This is a genomic window from Pseudomonas sp. MT92 (genome assembly GCF_058792515.1).
The window spans coordinates 282,276-300,425 of record NZ_JBXAFA010000003.1 but is presented as its reverse complement, the minus strand read 5'-3'; the positions used below and the strand labels follow the sequence as shown (position 1 = coordinate 300,425).

Annotated in this window: 12 protein-coding genes; 8 read left to right on the top strand and 4 right to left on the bottom strand. The window is 60.5% G+C overall.

Features of this window, described 5'->3' with window-relative positions:
• Positions 1 to 77: 77 nt before the first annotated feature.
• Positions 78 to 962: a LysR substrate-binding domain-containing protein gene (locus AC1Q6D_RS07215; RefSeq protein WP_047528263.1), complete on the bottom strand. Its 885-nt coding sequence runs from the start codon at positions 960 to 962 to the stop codon at positions 78 to 80.
• 165 nt (positions 963 to 1,127) lie between these two features.
• Here AC1Q6D_RS07215 and AC1Q6D_RS07210 point away from each other — a divergent pair, with 165 nt between their 5' ends.
• A complete protein-coding gene (locus AC1Q6D_RS07210; RefSeq protein WP_103405610.1) occupies positions 1,128 to 1,652 on the top strand; it encodes a GFA family protein in 525 nt (174 codons plus the stop codon).
• 156 nt (positions 1,653 to 1,808) lie between these two features.
• On the opposite strand, the gene AC1Q6D_RS07205 is transcribed toward AC1Q6D_RS07210, so the two are convergent.
• On the bottom strand, positions 1,809 to 2,417 hold the full coding sequence (locus AC1Q6D_RS07205; RefSeq protein ID WP_047528259.1) for a MiaE family protein: 609 nt from the start codon (positions 2,415 to 2,417) through the stop codon (positions 1,809 to 1,811).
• A gap of 156 nt (positions 2,418 to 2,573) precedes the next feature.
• On the opposite strand from AC1Q6D_RS07205, the gene AC1Q6D_RS07200 reads away from it, so the two are divergent.
• Entirely contained in the window at positions 2,574 to 3,437 is an 864-nt protein-coding gene (locus AC1Q6D_RS07200; RefSeq protein ID WP_103405609.1) for a universal stress protein, read from the top strand.
• Between the two features lie 93 nt (positions 3,438 to 3,530).
• Here AC1Q6D_RS07200 and AC1Q6D_RS07195 read toward each other — a convergent pair whose 3' ends face one another.
• On the bottom strand, positions 3,531 to 4,001 hold the full coding sequence (locus AC1Q6D_RS07195) for a DUF1289 domain-containing protein (RefSeq protein ID WP_103405608.1): 471 nt from the start codon (positions 3,999 to 4,001) through the stop codon (positions 3,531 to 3,533).
• Positions 4,002 to 4,457: 456 nt separating this feature from the next.
• On the opposite strand from AC1Q6D_RS07195, the gene acnB reads away from it, so the two are divergent.
• Positions 4,458 to 7,058, top strand: a complete 2,601-nt coding sequence (gene acnB, locus AC1Q6D_RS07190) for a bifunctional aconitate hydratase 2/2-methylisocitrate dehydratase (RefSeq protein ID WP_103405607.1) — start codon at positions 4,458 to 4,460, stop codon at positions 7,056 to 7,058.
• 112 nt (positions 7,059 to 7,170) lie between these two features.
• On the opposite strand, the gene AC1Q6D_RS07185 is transcribed toward acnB, so the two are convergent.
• Positions 7,171 to 8,811 carry a SulP family inorganic anion transporter gene (locus AC1Q6D_RS07185; protein WP_103405606.1) on the bottom strand — a complete coding sequence of 547 codons (1,641 nt, stop codon included), beginning with the start codon at positions 8,809 to 8,811 and terminating at the stop codon, positions 7,171 to 7,173.
• 254 nt (positions 8,812 to 9,065) lie between these two features.
• On the opposite strand from AC1Q6D_RS07185, the gene AC1Q6D_RS07180 reads away from it, so the two are divergent.
• The 5 genes from AC1Q6D_RS07180 to AC1Q6D_RS07160 all read left to right on the top strand — a co-directional run bounded on the left by AC1Q6D_RS07180 (position 9,066) and on the right by AC1Q6D_RS07160 (position 17,881).
• Positions 9,066 to 11,069: a type VI secretion system Vgr family protein gene (locus tag AC1Q6D_RS07180; RefSeq protein WP_103405605.1), complete on the top strand. Its 2,004-nt coding sequence runs from the start codon at positions 9,066 to 9,068 to the stop codon at positions 11,067 to 11,069.
• A complete protein-coding gene (locus AC1Q6D_RS07175) occupies positions 11,066 to 11,932 on the top strand; it encodes a DUF4123 domain-containing protein (RefSeq protein WP_103405604.1) in 867 nt (288 codons plus the stop codon). Before AC1Q6D_RS07180 ends, AC1Q6D_RS07175 begins: the two co-directional genes overlap by 4 nt.
• Positions 11,929 to 15,528 (top strand): toxin VasX, encoded by a 3,600-nt coding sequence (locus AC1Q6D_RS07170; RefSeq protein ID WP_103405603.1) that lies wholly within the window; start codon positions 11,929 to 11,931, stop codon positions 15,526 to 15,528. Before AC1Q6D_RS07175 ends, AC1Q6D_RS07170 begins: the two co-directional genes overlap by 4 nt.
• Positions 15,518 to 16,648 carry a hypothetical protein gene (locus AC1Q6D_RS07165; protein WP_207291493.1) on the top strand — a complete coding sequence of 377 codons (1,131 nt, stop codon included), beginning with the start codon at positions 15,518 to 15,520 and terminating at the stop codon, positions 16,646 to 16,648. Before AC1Q6D_RS07170 ends, AC1Q6D_RS07165 begins: the two co-directional genes overlap by 11 nt.
• Before the next feature lie 582 nt (positions 16,649 to 17,230).
• A complete protein-coding gene (locus AC1Q6D_RS07160; protein WP_259334680.1) occupies positions 17,231 to 17,881 on the top strand; it encodes a hypothetical protein in 651 nt (216 codons plus the stop codon).
• Positions 17,882 to 18,150 lie beyond the last annotated feature (269 nt).

Genomic DNA, 18,150 nt, shown 5'->3' with positions numbered 1-18,150 from the left:
TGGAATGACCACAGGCTAAGGTCGTTGGCGGCCTCCTCGCCAACGATGATTATTTCGGAATACTTGAATTCAACTCATCAATCGACCAGCTGATCGTTGAACCATTCCAGCATCTGCGCGACCGCCGGCCGCTCCAGGCGCACCCGTTCACACACCAGCGCGTATTGGCCCAACGCGGTCATGCTGGAGGTAAAAGGCCGGACCAGACGGCCGCTGAGCAAGTCTTCCTGTGCAGTCAGGTTATCGCCCATGGCCACGCCCTGCCCCTGGGCCGCAGCCTCAAGCGCCAATCCGGCATGGGCGAAATACAGCTGCCGTTCGGGGCGCTGATCGCCGGCGTGGCTGGTGAGCCAGGCGGTCCAGGTCTTGCCGTCCTGATCGTCGTGGAGCAGGCAGTGACGGGCCAGATCCCTGGGGGCTTTCAACGTGCCCTGGTTGAACAGGCCGGGACTGCACACCGGAAAAAACTGCAGCGCCGGCAACGGCCGGACGAAATACGCACTGCTGTCCACCGGGCCGGTGCCGTAGGTGATGGCGAGGTCGATGTCTTCCCCCGGCGCCGTGGCATCAATCGGTTGTTCGTAAAGGTGCAAGGTGATGTGTGGATAGCGCGCATAGAAATCGGTGAGGCGGCTCATCAGCCACTTTTGCGCCAGTTCGGCGGTCACCGCCAGGCGCAACACCGCGAGGGACGAGGGGTCGCGTAATTCGTCGCAGGCATCACCGATCAATTCGAAGGCCTGCTGCAAGCTTTGCATCAAACGCCCGGCCGCCATGGTCGGACGAATTTGCCGGCCTTCGCGAATAAACAACGACACGCCCAGTTGTTCTTCCAGCTGACGAATCTGATGACTGACGGCGCTGTCGGTCACACACAACTCAGCGGCTGCCCGACCGAAATGGGCATGGCGCGCAGCGCATTCGAAGGTTCGCAGTGCTGCCAGGGAGGGTAGTCGTCGCATCGGGCCTGGTCCGGAGTGGGAGGTGCCCATGCTGACTTGGCTGTCGGTAACCGTCCAGTGGCACCGCGTTATCGTTCATCGCTGGCTGGCCAGCGAAGACGTCAGCAAGCTCACCACAGACCTTCTAGGCTGAACGAACGATTTCAGTCCTCTGGGGAGAGCACCATGCGACTCGACGGTTCCTGCCATTGCGGCGCGGTGTCATTCAGCCTGACCAGCGCCCACCCCTACCCTTATCAACGCTGCTATTGCTCGATCTGCCGCAAGACCCAGGGCGGTGGCGGCTATGCGATCAACCTCGGCGGCGATGCCGCCAGCCTGAAAGTACGCGGGCGCAAGCACATCGCGATCTACCATGCGCGGCTCAAGAATGAAGGTGACAAACGCGCCCACAGCAGCACCGCCGAGCGGCATTTCTGCTCGTTGTGCGGTTCGGGCTTGTGGTTGTTCAGTCCTGAATGGCCCGAGCTGATTCACCCGTTCGCCTCGGCCATCGACACCCCGCTACCGATCCCGCCGGAACACACGCACCTGATGCTCGGCTCGAAAGCCTCGTGGGTGGAGGTCGAAGCGCATGGGAAGGACCGGCAGTTCGATGTCTATTCCGAGGAGTCCATTGCGCAGTGGCATGAGCGATTGGGTCTTGGCTGCCAGGCTCGCGATCCAGGCACCAGCGCGATCCCCCTGTAGGAGCGAGCCTGCTCGCGAAGCACCCAAAGACGCCGCATTAAACCTGAACGTCCGCGTAATCGTTGGCGACCATCGCGAGCAGGCTCGCTCCTACAGGGGCGGTATTTTGAAGGGCAAATTCCAGGCATAAAGAATCACCCCGGAGGGTCATGCGGTTCAGGCCGCAGTCGGCACACCACTGTGGAAGCGGAACTCCACATCCGGCGACTCGATCAGCTCCTGCTCGGCGGCGCGGACCTTGTCGATGACCTGGGCGATATCCTTGGCATCTCCGTATTGATAGGCCAGTTTCAGGTAACCCTGGAAATGCCGGGCTTCACTTTTGAGCAGGCCGAAATAGAACTTGCCCAGCTCTTCGTCCAGATGCGGCACCAACGCTTCGAAACGCTCGCAACTGCGGGCCTCGATGAACGCGCCGACGACCAGGGTATCCACCAGTTTCACCGGTTCGTGACTGCGCACCACTTTGCGCAACCCCGAGGCGTAACGCCCGGCGGACAGCTGACGCAGTCCGATCTTGCGTTTTTTCATCAGGCGCATGACCTGCTCGTGGTGCACCAGCTCTTCCCGGGCCAGGCGCGACATCATGTTGATCAGATCAACGTGGGAGTGATACTTGGCAATCAGGCTGAGCGCCGTGCTGGCAGCCTTGAATTCGCAGTTCTTATGGTCGATCAGCAGGGTTTCCTGATCGGCCAGTGCGGCTTGAACCCAACCATCGGGGGTACGGCAGCCAAGGAATTCGTGTATTTCGGGAAGGATCATGGGGCCCACGGACAAAAGGTTCAAAACGAAGGGCGCCGATTATACCGGCCTGCCCGAAGACCACCAGACGCTACCGTTGATATGCATCAAGTCCCGTGCAGGCGACCAGCATCTATAGTAGTTTCACGCAGTCCTTACTTTCCGGAGATCCCGATCATGCAAGCCATTCGCAGCATTCTGGTGGTTCTTGAACCCGAGCACTCGGAAAGCCTCGCGCTCAAGCGCGCCAAATTGATTGCCGGTGTGACCCAGGCTCATTTGCACCTGCTGGTCTGCGACCGCAAGCACGACCACAGCGCCATGCTCGGCGTGCTCAAGGCGGCGCTGGTGGCGGATGGCTATAGCGTCACCACCGAACAGGCCTGGGAAAGCAGCCTGCATGAAACCATCGTCACGGTGCAGCAAGCCGAAGGCTGCGGTCTGGTCATCAAGCAGCATTACCCCGACAGCCCGCTGAAAAAGGCCCTGCTGACCCCGGAAGACTGGAAAGTGTTGCGCACCTGCCCGACTCCGGTCCTGCTGGTGAAAACCGCAGGTTCCTGGAAGGACAAAGTGATTCTGGCGGCCGTCGATGTCGGCAACATCGACAGTGAGCATCGCCATCTGCACAACACCATCATCGATTACGGCTATGACATTGCCAGCATGGCCAAAGCGCACCTGCATGTCATCAGCGCCCATCCGTCGCCCATGCTGTCGTCGGCCGACCCGACCTTCCAGCTCAGCGAAACCATCGAAGCGCGCTATCGCGAACAGTGCAAGGCGTTCCAGGCGGAGTTCGACGTCGACGATGAACACCTGCACATCGCCGAAGGCCCTGCGGACGTGCTGATCCCGTTCATGGTGCACAAGCTGCAGGCGGCTGTGACGGTGATTGGCACCGTGGCGCGCAGGGGGATTTCAGGGACGCTGATCGGCAATACGGCGGAAGTGGTGCTCGATGCGGTGGAGAGCGATGTGCTGGTGCTCAAGCCGCAGGAAGTCGAGGATCACCTGGATGAAATCGCGAGCAAGCATTAAGCCCAGCAGCGCCTGGCAGATTGCCATCGCGGGCAAGCCCGCCCCCACAAAATCGATGAAAAACCTGTGGGAGCGGGCTTGCCCGCGATGCTCTTAGCCGCCAAACGCATCGTTCAGAAACCCCGGCGCGATATAGCGCTGGTAATGCGCTTCTGAAAGCAAAAAGAATTCCCGATCAATGGCGTCCCGCAGCTCCGGCAGGTTCCAGTCGCGAAACTCCGGCAGCAGCACCATGCCGTAGGCTTCCAGGTTGTTGATCACCCGCGCGCCCCGTGCAATCAACTGATACGCCCAGCAGTATTCCGACTGATGGGGCACGAAGCGGATCTTGCGCTGCTCCAGCTGCATTCGGAGCAGCGCCGGATCAAAAATTTCCACCTTGGCCGCCATCACCTGGGACAACAACTGCTCAAGACGCAGCCATACCGCGCGCTTTTCGTCTTCGTTGTAGCCGTTCCAGTGAATCACTTCATGATGGAAACGCTTGCAGCCACGGCACACCAGATCACCGTAAACAGTGGAGCAGAGGCCGACGCAAGGGGTCTTGATGGTCTGATTGGGCATAGGGGAGAACGCGAAAAAGCAAAACAGAGCGGCATGTTAGCCCTTTGTCCGCCATTGATCACCCCTCAACGCTCTGCGCATCCGGCGCGTCAACATTCCGGGGTCGGCTCTCCACCAAAGTCCAATAGAGCCCGACTTACCTTTAAATTTTTTTTACCGTAGAATCAGCCAGCCTTTTTAGGCGCCAATGTCCGTTGGAAGCTGTTTTCAAAGCGTCACGAGCACAGTCGTTCCTTCAGAACGGTGTTGGCGAAAGGTTTTTTCCAGCGGGGAAAAACCCGACGCCAACCCTCATCAGCTCCCGTTCTGCAGGCGTAAAACTTTGAAAGCAGCTTCTGTAAGAAATTGCCGGTAATTCTGGCTAAGTGGCTCACAACGCCATGAAGCGCATGAGTACGGCAATTTCTGGATGAGCGTCCCGGACACCCATTTGGGACCACTGATGAGGGTAATACTGTGCTTGAAGCCTACCGCAAACATATCGAAGAGCGTGCAGCACTGGGTATCGTTCCCCAGCCGCTAAACGCCGAACAAACTGCAGGCCTGGTCGAGCTGCTGAAAAATCCCCCGGCTGGCGAAGAAGCTTTCCTCGTTGACCTGATCACCAATCGCGTTCCACCGGGAGTGGACGAAGCAGCCTATGTCAAGGCCGGCTTCCTGTCCGCCATCGCCAAAGGCGAAGCCAAATCCCCTCTGATCGACAAAAAACGCGCTGTTGAACTGCTCGGCACCATGCAGGGCGGCTACAACATCGTGACCCTGGTGAACCTGCTGGACGACGCCGAACTGGCACCAGTAGCGGCCGAAGAACTCAAGCACACCCTGTTGATGTTCGACGCCTTCCACGACGTCGCTGAAAAAGCCAAGAAAGGTAATGTTCACGCCAAGGGCGTACTGCAATCCTGGGCTGACGGCGAGTGGTTCGTGAAGCGCCCGGTGCTGGCCGACAAGATCAGCCTGCGCGTGTTCAAGGTTACCGGCGAGACCAACACCGACGACCTGTCCCCTGCTCCGGATGCCTGGTCCCGTCCAGACATCCCGCTGCACGCCCTGGCCATGCTGAAAATGGCTCGCGACGGCATCGTGCCTGACGCACAAGGCGTCACCGGTCCGATGAAGCAGATCGAAGAAATGCGCAACGCCGGCTTCCCGATCGCCTACGTCGGCGACGTGGTCGGTACCGGTTCTTCGCGTAAATCGGCTACCAACTCGGTACTGTGGTTCTTCGGCGACGACGTTCCTTACGTGCCGAACAAGCGCGCAGGCGGTTTCTGCTTCGGCAGCAAGATCGCTCCGATCTTCTACAACACCATGGAAGATGCCGGCGCACTGCCAATCGAGTTCGACGTCTCCAACATGAACATGGGCGACGTGATCGACCTGTACCCGCATGCTGGCAAAGTCTGCAAGCACGGTACCGACGAAGTCCTGACCACCTTCGAAATGAAGACTCCGGTCCTGTTGGACGAAGTTCGCGCCGGCGGCCGTATTCCGCTGATCATCGGCCGTGGCCTGACCGAGAAGGCTCGCGCCGAGCTGGGTCTGCCACCTTCGACGCTGTTCAAGAAGCCTGAAGCACCGGCTGAAAGCACCAAGGGTTTCACCCTGGCGCAGAAAATGGTCGGCAAGGCTTGCGGCGTGACTGGCATTCGTCCAGGCACCTACTGCGAACCGAAAATGACCACCGTGGGCTCCCAGGACACCACCGGTCCAATGACCCGTGACGAACTGAAAGACCTGGCGTGCCTGGGCTTCTCGACCGATCTGGTGATGCAGTCCTTCTGCCACACCGCGGCTTACCCCAAGCCGATCGACGTGACCACCCACCACACCCTGCCTGACTTCATCATGACCCGTGGCGGCGTTTCCCTGCGTCCGGGCGACGGCATCATCCACTCGTGGCTGAACCGCATGCTGCTGCCAGACACCGTCGGTACCGGTGGCGACTCGCACACCCGTTTCCCGATCGGTATCTCGTTCCCGGCCGGTTCCGGTCTGGTTGCGTTCGCCGCAGCCACCGGCGTCATGCCGCTGGACATGCCTGAGTCGATCCTGGTTCGCTTCAAGGGCGAACTGCAACCAGGCGTCACCCTGCGTGACCTGGTTCACGCCATTCCTTACTACGCGATCCAGGCTGGCCTGCTGACCGTAGAGAAGAAAGGCAAGAAGAACGCCTTCTCCGGTCGCATCCTGGAGATCGAAGGTCTGGAAAAACTGACCGTCGAGCAAGCGTTCGAACTGTCCGACGCCTCGGCCGAACGTTCGGCTGCCGGTTGCACCATCAAGCTGTCCAAAGAGTCGATCGCCGAATACCTGCAGTCGAACATCACCCTGCTGCGCTGGATGATCGGCGAAGGCTACGGCGATGCGCGTACCCTGGAGCGTCGTGCTCAAGCGATGGAAGCCTGGCTGGCCAACCCTGAGCTGCTGGAAGCGGACAAAGACGCTGAATACGCCGAAGTCATCGAGATCGACCTGGCCGACGTCAAGGAGCCTGTGCTCTGCGCGCCGAACGACCCGGACGACGCTCGCCTGCTCTCCAGCGTTGCTGGCGAGAAAATCGACGAAGTGTTCATCGGTTCGTGCATGACCAACATCGGTCACTTCCGCGCTGCCGGCAAGTTGCTGGAACAGGTCAAAGGTCAGCTGCCTACCCGTCTGTGGCTGTCGCCGCCGACCAAGATGGACGCTCACCAACTGACCGAAGAAGGCTACTACGGCATCTACGGCAAGGCTGGCGCGCGCATGGAAATGCCGGGCTGCTCGCTGTGCATGGGTAACCAGGCACGTGTAGAGCCGAACTCGACTGTCGTGTCGACTTCGACCCGTAACTTCCCGAACCGTCTGGGTGACGGCGCAAACGTCTACCTGGCTTCGGCCGAGCTGGCGTCGGTGGCTTCCATCCTGGGTCGCCTGCCGACCGTCGAGGAGTACATGGAATACGCTGGCAAGATCGACAGCATGGCGGCTGATGTCTACCGCTACCTGTCCTTCGACCAGATCGCCGAGTTCCGCGAAGCGGCTGCGAACGCCAACATCCCGGTCGTTCAAGCCTAACGCTGCAAGGCAATGAAAAACGCCGCCCATCGTGAGATGAGCGGCGTTTTTTATGCCCAGGCTTTAGTGGCATGCCCCTTGTGGGAGCGCGCTTGCTCCCACAGGTCATGCCTTAATCCTTGTAGGCTCGTTGCACAGCGCCATCCACGCTCAGCCCGCTGAGCATCACCCCGTTGGCCCGAACTTCGGGCAACGCCGACAATACCGTTTCCGCACTGTCCTTGAGACGCGCCAGAATCAGTCGTTTGCCTTCGTTATGCACCCGGACGAAAAACTCCTGCATCGCCTCGATGCTGGTGCCATCCAGATCGGGGGACTCTTCCAGACTGAGGATCACGGTATGAATCGGTGCCGGTGGGTGCCGGATCAAGTGCAAGGCAGCACCGAGAATCCGCTCGACATTGGCAAAAAACAACGCTTCATCCGGTCGCACGACCAGGACGCCCGGCACGGTTTCCGCCGCGGGATGACGTTGCACGTCGACAAAGTCGTGCCCGCCGTCGATCCGGCCGAGAATCTGGATATTGGCCGCCGACATTTGCTTGAGCATCAGCAGCACGCTGATCGCCACGGACACCAGCAAGCCGTCCAGCACCCCCAGCACCAATACCGCGCCCACGGCGCACATCACCAGCACACGGTCACGCCGCCAGATGAAATATCGCCCCAACGGCTGCAGGCTCAACCCGCGCGCCAATGCATGAATGACGATGGCGGCGAGGATCGGCTCCGGGGTCAAGGCGATATACGGCAGTACCGTCATGACGATGAGCAACACCACCAGCGCCGCCACGCCACCGGCCAGCCGTGACGTGGCACCCGCCGCCTCGTTGGCCGATGTCGCCGAATACCCTGCCCCCGCCGGCAGGCCATGGAACAGGCCGGACAGCAGGTTCGAGGCCCCGAGTGCCAGCATGTCGCGGTTCGAATTGACCCGGTCACCATGCTTGAGCGCGTAGGCACTGATCGAGCCGTAGGACTCCGCGTACAGGATCATCACCATGGCAAACGCCACTTCGCCCAAACGCAGCCAATCGGCAAATGGTAAGGCTGGCAGGTTCGGCACTTCCAGGCTCAGGTCGATGAGTCCGATCATCTTCACCCCATACGCCGACAGGTTCAGCCACTGGCCAGCCGCGATGCCGATCACCACCACCAGCAAACCACCGGGCACCCGTGGAAACCGCGAAAACAACAGCAATAACACCAGCGCCACCGCCGCCACACCGGCTGCCGGCCAGTTCCATTGCGGCAGTTGTGCGAGTAATTGCGGGGCGAAGCGCACCAGGTTGGCGTCGATCAGATGCACACCGACCACACTGGCGACCTGCTTGAGAATGATGGTCAGCGCCAGGCCAAAGGCAAACCCGCGCAACACCGGTTTGGCAATAAAGGACGTGACACTGCCAAAGCGAAAAATCCCGGCCAGCAGAAACAGCCCGCCGGTGACCAGCACCAGCCCGGCAGCCAGGGTCGAACGCAACTGCGGATCGCCGTTGGCCAGGGTCGCCGTCGCCGCCGCCAGCACCGCCGCCGCCGACGAAGTGGCCGAGACAATGGCAAACCGGCTGGTGCCGAACAGCCCATAACAGAGCAACCCGGCAAACAGCGCGATCACCCCGGCCTGCGGCGCCAACGCAGCAATGCTCGAATAGGCGACCGCCTCGGGCAGCAACAGACCGGCAATCGACAGCCCGGCCAGAACATCCTGCCAGCGATGGGTGGATTCAACAGGGTTGGGGGCACTCGACAAGCCACTGTCTCCAGACAAGAAAACCGCTGCACGCGTGATACGTGCAGCCGCCACTGTAGCGCAAAAGCAAACGATCGCCGTCTGTGGCTAAAGGATTTGTTCCCGCTGGCCCCGTCGCAGACGCCCGATGGACTGCCCCTGCGGCGCCACTCAATCTCGGAATCGTCCTACACATCAAAGCGATTCGCCTGACTGCGCCAAGCCGTGGACCCGCGCAAAGTCCCGTGCCTTAAAAAAAACACAGGGAAATGTGAATGCTCATTGCCGGCAAACCCGTCGTTTACAAGCTCGATATCCAGGGCGTCCCCCACGACTTTCAAGTGTTTGAGTTCAAGTTCACCGAGGCGCTCAACGAGACGTATGAGGTCAAACTGGAACTGGTCAGTGAACACCGAGACCTCGATCTCGAATCACTTTTGCACCTGCCGGCCCATCTCTCTTTCGGTCCCGACGGCAGCGGTGTTCATGGGCAGGTTTATCGCGTCGCCCAAGGCGATTCCGGCGCCCGGCTGACCCGCTATCAGATGACGCTGGTGCCGCATCTCGCCTATCTGGCGCATCGTCACAACCAGCGAATTTTTCAGCAACAGAGCGTGCCGCAAATCATCCAAAGCGTGCTGAGCGATCACGGAATGCAGCCCGACGTCTGGCGCTTCCAGGTGAGTGCCGACTACCCACCCCGCCCGTACTGCGTGCAATACAACGAGTCAGACCTGGATTTCATCCATCGGTTATGCGAGGAAGAAGGTCTGCACTTTCATTTCCAGCACAACACCGATGGACACGTCCTGGTCTTCGGTGACGACCAGACCGTCTTCCCCCTGCCTGACGCACCGACAGCCTACGCACAAGATAGCGGCATGGTCGCCGACGCAACGGTGATCGACCGCTTCAATGTCCGCCTGGAAACCCGCACCACCCAGGTCAGCCGCCGCGATTACCACTTCGAAAAACCCAATGTGCAACTGGAAGCCGAGGCCGCCGAGGCGCGTGTTCCCGTGCTGGAGGATTACGGCTTTCCCGGGCAGTTCACCCTTCGCGATCGCGGTGAGCACCTGAGCCAGCGCACCCTGGAGCGGCATCGCGCCGATTACCGTCAGGGCAACGGCCGCAGCGACCAGAGCCTGATGCGCAGTGGCAGCTTCGTCGAGATGAGCAAGCACCCGCGACCCGACTGCAACGGTTTATGGCTACTGACCCGCGTCGTGCACGTTGGTCGACAGCCACAAGTGCTGGAGGAGGCAGCGGCGGCCTCCGACAACGGTGATGGCTTCATTCAGGGCTACCGCAACCACTTTGTCGCGACGCCCTGGGATGTGATATTCCGCCCCGCACTGAAACACGCCAAACCGCGCATCCCCGGCAACCAGCACGCAGTGGTGACCGGCCCGCCCGGCGAAGAGATTTACTGCGATGCCTACGGCCGGGTAAAGGTCCAGATGATGTGGGACCGGGACGGTCAGCTCAATGAGCGGACCAGTTGCTGGCTGCGGGTGGCCACGGGCTGGGCCCATGATCGCTACGGCAGCGTGCAGATTCCACGGGTCGGCATGGAAGTGCTGGTGGGATTCGCCGAAGGTGATCCCGACAAACCGTTTGTCCTCGGTTGCCTGCCCAATGCCGTCACCCCGGTGCCGCTGGACCTTCCGGCGGAACAGACGCGCAGCATCCTGCGCAGCCAAAGCAGCCCCGGCGGTGGCGGTTACAACGAGCTGCGGATCGAGGACAGGAAAGGCGCCGAAGAAATCGCCATTCGCGCCCAGCGCGACTATGTCCAGCATGTGCTCAACGACCAACGCATCCAGGTCGACAACCAGCTGTCGGTGGTGGTCGGCGGCATTGCCAGCCATGAGCTGCGCAGTGATGAACATCACCTGACCCACGGCAATCGCCTGACCGAACTCAAACAGGATGATCATCTGTCGGTGCAAGGCGACCGTCATATTCGTGTCGCCAGTCAGCGACTGAGCGCCAGCCAGCATGTGCACCTCGGTGCCGGCCAGCAAGTGGTCATCGATGGTGGCGCCCATGTGACGATCAAGGCCGGCGGGCATTGGTTGACGCTGGGGCCTGAAGGCATCTTCAGCAGCGTGGCGATTGTCGAAGGTGGCGCTCCGGCGGTGGGCCTGTTGGCGGAACCCTTGGTACCGGGCGCATTGCCATTGCTGAAGGTGGCGTTCGATGCGGTTCAGCAGCGCCACGCATTGGTGTCGACCCGCGCCTCGCGCTGCCTGATCTGCGAGGCCGCCCAGGCATGAGCCTTTCGACTTCCTTGCCTGAGAATCTGCCATGGGGCGAGCAGCAGGCCTTTGTGCTGCTCGATGGCGCGACGCTGAGCGACTTGCCATCGCGGATAAAACGGCTCAACCGCGCTGCACTCACCCTGCCCCTGTACGACCAGCCACCTTTTAGCGCCTTGCGCGATGTCTCGCCATTGCTGGTGGCCGTCGAGCAACCGGACGACGCCGTGATGCGGTTTTTCATGCAACACGCCCCCATGGAGTGCGGTGTGCTGCTGTTCAGCCCGGCTCAACCCCATGTCGTCGCCGAACATTTGAGAAAGCTGCTGACCGTAGAGCTGTCCGAAGGCCTGTCGGCACTGTTGCGACTGGCCGATGCCGCCGTGATGCGGGCCTTGTTGGCCAGCGCCGATCAAAGTCTGTTCGGCCCGATGTCCTGGGTGGTGACCGCCGACTGCGTCAACACGGTCTGGCACAGTCATCGCCCTGGACACCCCGAATGCCCCGCGCTGCCCGCCCCCTATCGACTCAGCCCGGAACAGATCGCGGCGCTGGATCAGGTTGATCACCGGCGCACGCTGCTTGAACTCGACGCACATCTGCTCAGCCATTTTCCCCAACGCCACCCCGGCGACAGTCTGGCCCAGCGCTGGGCCAGGCTTGAACAGCTGGAGGTCCAGGCCTCTGCCCTCGGGCTGCAGGGTCAATCCGAGTTGTTTTACTACGCCAATGTCGTGGCCTGGCTGGAGGGCGACGACCTCGACCGGCACCCGCACATCCGCCACTTGCTCCACACGCCTTCCCTGCAATCACCCGGCGAGCGCGTCGCGCTGGCTGCGGCCCTGGCCCATCAATGGGCGTCTGAACGAGGCCCATCATGAACCAACACCCCGCCAACCTCGCGGCCGCCGCCGCTTCGAAATCACCCATCGGCGCACCCGCTGCCTGCCCGCTGCGGCAAACCCATGTGCAACTGCTGCCGTTGCGTTACGGCCTGGTGGAAAAGACCCTCGACCCCGGCGCCGAACTGGAGATGCCCTACGCCCTCACCGCCCGCCCCCTGGGCGTCCGCCTGCTGCGCGATGGCTGGCTGTACCTGATCGACAGCCTCAGCGGCGAGCTGTACGAGTACCGGGTGCTCGACGGTGTCGTCAGCGCGCTGCTGCACAAAGGCAAAACGGTTCACGAGGATCAGCGAGCGGCCATCGAAGAACGCCCGGCGCTGATCTTTTCCCGCAAGAGCACCCTGTACGTGACCTTCGCCGAGGTGCAGTGGAGTGCCGCCAAATGCCGTCAGGTGCTGGACAGCGCCGAGGAGCGCAAGCATTTCATGCAGGCGGTCGACCTCGGGCCGGTACATTGCCAACTGGGTGGCGAGCACTTGCTCACCGTCGCCCAGGCCCGACAATGGCTGGCGGAAGTAGCGACCGGCGCAGAATCGGCCAACGACCCGCAAACGGGCGAGGTCGAGCTGCCCGCCGTGCAGGTCAGCGACGCCCCCGAACACGAACGCGAGCCTTATCTGTGGGAGCAACCGCGGCGTTTCCGCGCGGCACACATCGGCGAATTCCTGGGACGGGTGCGCGCGCCTTATCAGGACGACACACTGTTTCTGCTGGTCAACGATGACCTCGGCGTGATGCGCGATCTGGCCGACTATCAGGACACCGTGGTCGGCTGGGTCGATGACTGGAGCAACGCCGACAACAACCAGCGCGATTACCTGCTGGCCTGTTACATCGAGTCCCTGAGTCAGCTCAGCGACCAGGACATCGACAGTCTGGCCAAGGCCAACGACCAGCCGCAGGCCAAAGCCGTGTTTGCCGAACTGGAGCAGTTGCCCGAGCCGGATCGCGAGAACACCCGCAAGGCCTTGCTCGACTACCTGAACAAGGGCGGCAAGATCGAGCCGAGCGACACCGCCGCTTCCCCGGAGCTGGAGCAATTACGGGACAAAACCCTCGACCGCGCGCTTGAGCTGAACCGCTTTGACGGTGTCGCACCGGACTTCACCGCCCACGGTCGGGCCATGGCCGACGCGGATCGACGCTACTACACCCGTCAGTACTTCGAAGCGGTCGCTCCCGAAGACTTCGTCGAGCGGCACCTGTCGGCGCTGGTCGATCTGGGCAAGGATCAGGACCTGCGCATGCGCAACGTGCTCGACGGCCCGGTGCTCAGCGGCAAGCGCGGGGTCAACGACCTGATCGACCGCCCGGCGATGGACGAGGCATTGAACCGTCATCGCGACGACCTCGGCCGCTGGAACCGCCTGCTCGACCGCATCACCGCCGACCGCACGCAACTGCTGTGTGCCGGCCATTACCATCGCTCGGCCTGGTACTACGACGCACAAGTGCCGGCGCAACTCGGCCAGGCGTTCACCGCCGAATACGCCTGCCTCAAGGACCTCTGCCGCAGCGACGCGGCCGCCGAGCAATTGCTGGGCTATCTGGAAGAACACCCGGAGCTGACCCGAGCGCTGTTCTACACCTTGCCGCTGCGTTTGCAATCCGAGCAGGTCGGGCAGTATTCAACGCTGTTCAACGCCGGCATGGCGATGTTCAACAACCTGGCGGAGTGGCTGGCCAAACTGCGGAAAATCGAGCAACCGCAGCTGCCGGCCCTCGACGACCTGCCCGACCACACCCGCGCCGTCGCCGAGGCCGTGCAGCACACCTACAGCCCGGCGCTGAACCTGGGCCTGGCCCGCGTACTGGAAGGCTTCGACCTCGCGGCGGAGAAAATCCCCGACCTGGACGAACTGTTCCAGCGCCTGCCCAAGGGCCTGAAGCTGCGGCTCTTCGATGCCGCAAAAACCAGCGGTGTGACCTTCACCGTCGCCAGCCCGGCCGAACAGGCCGCCTTGCAACGGGAAATCAAGGACCTGCTCAGTGAACGCGACTACCTGAAAACCCTGAACCGCGAACGCAACCAACTGACCCGCAACAAAAACCGCCAGGGCCACAAAACCCCGCGGGCCGTGGAGTTGCAGCACGAAATCGTGCGGGTGCGGGCACGACTGGCGCTGATCGAAGGACGGCTGGCCAAGGCGTTAAGCCCGATTGCGGAACTGCCGGACGAGTCGGCACGGCTGTACGGCGCAACCCCGGCTCGGGCCGGCGTGACGGTGATGTTCCCGCCGGCCCAGCAGCAGGAGTTGCGGAGTTTGTTGGGGAATATTCGGTCAGGGCTGGGCGGAGTGTCGACGGGCAGCCTGGTGAAGACTGAAGGGATGGGGTTGGTGGTGGTTTTGGTGCAGGTGGTGAATTTGGTGGGGGCTTACAGGGAACTTATAAGTCAGACCAGAGACAGGAAAAAACAGATAGCTTTCCTTTCGGCGCTTACAGCTACGGGAGCTGCTGGGTTTACCGCTGCACAGAGTCTTGGAAATACAGCTTTGAGAGCTAGGAGCGCAACACTCGTTGTAGGGCTTCAGCACCATGCTTTGCAACATGTACATGTACAGATGGGGAAATTGCATATTGGGCTGGGCATCTTCACCTATGGTTTCGGATTTGTGTCTTCAGCGATCAGTCTTCAAAAACACATCAAAAATTGGCAGCAGGCGATCCGTAGCGGAAATCATCCGGCACAAGCTGCTGCTGCACTGGCAACAATGGGTGCCGGCGGATTGACTGCCTTCAATGCATATGGTCTTGGATCGACCTTACATGCTGGTTACATCGTCATCGCTGCGGAAAACAGTGCAGCACGCATTACGGCTTGGACAGCCGCCGCCACTCGTCTTTCCACCGTGTTCTTCCGCGTCAGTCTGGCAGGCGCACTGTTCACTGTGCTGGAACTGAGTGGCACCTGGCTGTTCAGCCGCTACAACCTCAGCGCCCATGACAAGTGGCTGAAAACCACACCCTGGAGCCGGGATGCCGAGATGCGCGGCGATCACTCGCTGGATGAGTATCAACGTTATCTAGCCTATGTGATACACGCACCCTACGCGCAACTGGGTCCGAACCTTTACGACTCCTGGTTGAAAGACCTGCTCTTCAAGGCCAGACCCAGCGATATCCATCTGGTGCTGCCAAGCCTGACGCTGGAAAACCTTCTACCTCCCTTTGGCGGCAAGCCGACCCATCGACTGGGTATCGGTGCCCACCGTATTTCCCTTCCCTTGCATAGCCAGGGCGCACCACGGGAACGCAAGGACGTGATCAGCGACGAGGTCGTGAGCAGCCTGCGCATCGTCAGATCAACCCCCGAAGGCTTGGTGCTCTGTCTTCGATATCCGCTGAATCCTGGCACCGAGTACACACCAGCGAAAGAAACACTGGAGCTGGCGGTCTGCATTCAGACGTTGAATGCCAAAGGCGAGTGGGCGTCGCGTACCTCCGTCATACATATAGATCCTCGTGGTGAAGGCCATTTTTCGGTGGTTGCCTCCCACTTGGTCAAGGAGAAGCCTCCGGTCTTGCACGTCGAAACCGAGTTTTTGGAGAAGGCCGACCATGGCGAATAATCACGACAAGCCAATCGGCGCGCCGCAGCTTCAGCAGCCCAAAAAAGCTGGAGACATTGAACCGTTTCCAAGCGGGAAAATTACGTATCTCGCGCCGCTTCCACTACCAACACCAATGCCACCCTACGGCCCGCATATTGGCGAGCTGAATGATGTGTACATGGACTTTGGGTTGGGATCTCCGCAGGTCTTTATGTGGCAAATGACTTTGGGTGGACCCTTCAGCGTTTCTTCCTCAATAATATTTTTGTTCCCACTAATCACCGGACTACTGGGAATTATTTTTGGGTATGAGCAGGAAGCCATATGGGACTCAATGGTTGTGATGTTTGAAGTAGGCTATGAGCACGTAATACTCACAGGCCCGTTCATCTTGCTCATCGGCCTGGGAGTCTGGCACCACAACCACAAAAAACGCTCCACCCTCATCCCCACCCGCTTCAACCGCCAACGCCGAGAAGTCTGCTTCATGCCCTCAGGCGCGACCGAGCCACTCTTCGTCCCCTGGGAATCACTCTCCGCCTGGGTCATCGAAGCCCAGGGCGCCACCCAGTACGGCATCCATCGCCAGTACGGCATGGGCATCGGTTACCACCACGGCGAAACCCTCACCAGCCTCGAATTCCAGTGCGCTGGCCTGCCGCTCGCCATCAGCCATTGGGAAGCCATTCGCGGCTACATGGAATACGAAGTCAACGACCTTAAATCCATCCAGGACCTGCAAGACCTGCAAGGCCCCGACGACCCGCCCCACGAAGGCCTGCACACCTTCCGCAACGCCCGCGCACGCATGCACCAGCAGATCCGCGACGGTTCGCGCAGTCGAACATCGGGTTTCTTCTGGTACCTGTACCACGTCATGACCTTGTGGACGATTCCCAACCGCCTCGTCGAATGGGAAGTGCGCCGCCTCGAAGAAATCGGCAAACAAGCCCTGCCCGACGCCATGCGCGAATGGTCGGAGCCGCTGCCGAAAAATCAATGGGCCAAGCCAAGTGAAGAGTTACTGCGCCTGAGTGAACAGGTCCGGCAGCTGCAAAAACGCCAGCCGCGACGGCCTATCACCGAGATTTTTGCCGAGGTACAGCGCTCGCCCTCCAACGGAAAACGTCGCGCATGAGTGGTTTTCCAGAGGTGCTCAGTGGCGTAGCTGTCCACCAGAAAGAACAAGAGAGACCGTCGGTTGTGCTGGTCGAAACCGAGTTTCTGGAGCAAGCCGATCATGCCGAATAATCACGACAAGCCAGGCGGCACACCGCAACTTCAACAGCCAAGAAAAGCTGGAGACATTGAACCGTTTCCAAGAGGAAAAATTACGTATCTGGCACCGCTCCCCTTACCGACACCAATGCCACCCTACGGCCCGCATATTGGCGAGCTGAATGACGTTTACATGGATTTTGGGTTGGGATCGCCACAGATCTTTTCATGGCAAGTCATTTTGGGCGGCCCCTTCAGTATCGCTTTTATGATCGCGTTTGTATTTCCACCTGTTATAGGTTCCATGGGACTAATGTTCGGTTACGACTTTGCATACTCATGGGAGGTCGTCGTTGATTTTTTCTTTGTCATCTATCAATACGCCATTTTCGGAGGTGTAGTTAGCTTATCCATCGGCCTAGCCGTCTGGCACCACAACCACAAAAAACGCTCAACCCTCATCCCCACCCGCTTCAACCGCCAACGCCGAGAAGTCTGCTTCATGCCCTCAGGCGCGACCGAGCCACTCTTCGTCCCCTGGGAATCACTCTCCGCCTGGGTCATCGAAGCCCAGGGCGCCACCCAGTACGGCATCCACCGCCAGTACGGCATGGGCATCGGTTACCACCACGGCGAAACCCTCACCAGCCTCGAATTCCAGTGCGCCGGCCTGCCTCTGGCCATCAGCCATTGGGAAGCCATTCGCGGCTACATGGAATACGAAGTCAACGACCTTAAATCCATCCAGGACCTGCAAGACCTGCAAGGCCCCGACGACCCGCCCCACGAAGGCCTGCACACCTTCCGCAACGCCCGGGCACGCATGCACCAGCAGATCCGCGACGGTTCGCGCAGTCGAACATCAGGCTTCTTCTGGTACCTGTACCACGTCATGACCTTGTGGACGGTCCCCAACCGCCTCGTCGAATGGGAAGTGCGCCGCCTCGAAGAAATCGGCAAACAAGCCCTGCCCGACGCCATGCGCGAATGGTCGGAGCCGCTGCCGCAAGAGCAATGGGCCAAGCCGAGTGAGGAATTGCTGCGGCTGAGCGAACAGGTGCGACATCTGCAAAAGCGCCAGCCGCGACGGCCTATCACCGAGATTTTTGCCGAGGTACAGCGCTCGCCCTCCAACGGAAAACGTCGCGCATGAGTGGTTTTCCAGAGGTGCACAGTTGGGCTGGTGCCCACCAGAAAGAACAGGAGAGACCGTCGGTTGTGCTGGTCGAAACCGAGTTTTTGGAGAAGGCCGACCATGGCGAATAATCACAACACGCCCGTCGGCGCGCCGCAGCTTCAACAGCCCAGAAAAGCTGGAGACATTGAACCGTTTCCAAGCGGGAAAATTACGTATCTCGCGCCGCTTCCATTACCAACGCCAATGCCACCCTACGGCCCACATATTGGCGAGCTTAATGACGT

Bases quoted from the DNA above. Each gene is read 5' to 3' on its own strand.
- AC1Q6D_RS07215 (WP_047528263.1), bottom strand. From the start codon at position 962: ATGCGACGACTACCCTCCCTGGCAGCACTGCGAACCTTCGAATGCGCT.
- AC1Q6D_RS07210 (WP_103405610.1), top strand. From the start codon at position 1,128: ATGCGACTCGACGGTTCCTGCCATTGCGGCGCGGTGTCATTCAGCCTG.
- AC1Q6D_RS07205 (WP_047528259.1), bottom strand. From the start codon at position 2,417: ATGATCCTTCCCGAAATACACGAATTCCTTGGCTGCCGTACCCCCGAT.
- AC1Q6D_RS07200 (WP_103405609.1), top strand. From the start codon at position 2,574: ATGCAAGCCATTCGCAGCATTCTGGTGGTTCTTGAACCCGAGCACTCG.
- AC1Q6D_RS07195 (WP_103405608.1), bottom strand. From the start codon at position 4,001: ATGCCCAATCAGACCATCAAGACCCCTTGCGTCGGCCTCTGCTCCACT.
- AC1Q6D_RS07180 (WP_103405605.1), top strand. From the start codon at position 9,066: ATGCTCATTGCCGGCAAACCCGTCGTTTACAAGCTCGATATCCAGGGC.
- AC1Q6D_RS07175 (WP_103405604.1), top strand. From the start codon at position 11,066: ATGAGCCTTTCGACTTCCTTGCCTGAGAATCTGCCATGGGGCGAGCAG.
- AC1Q6D_RS07170 (WP_103405603.1), top strand. From the start codon at position 11,929: ATGAACCAACACCCCGCCAACCTCGCGGCCGCCGCCGCTTCGAAATCA.
- AC1Q6D_RS07165 (WP_207291493.1), top strand. From the start codon at position 15,518: ATGGCGAATAATCACGACAAGCCAATCGGCGCGCCGCAGCTTCAGCAG.
- AC1Q6D_RS07160 (WP_259334680.1), top strand. From the start codon at position 17,231: ATGCCCTCAGGCGCGACCGAGCCACTCTTCGTCCCCTGGGAATCACTC.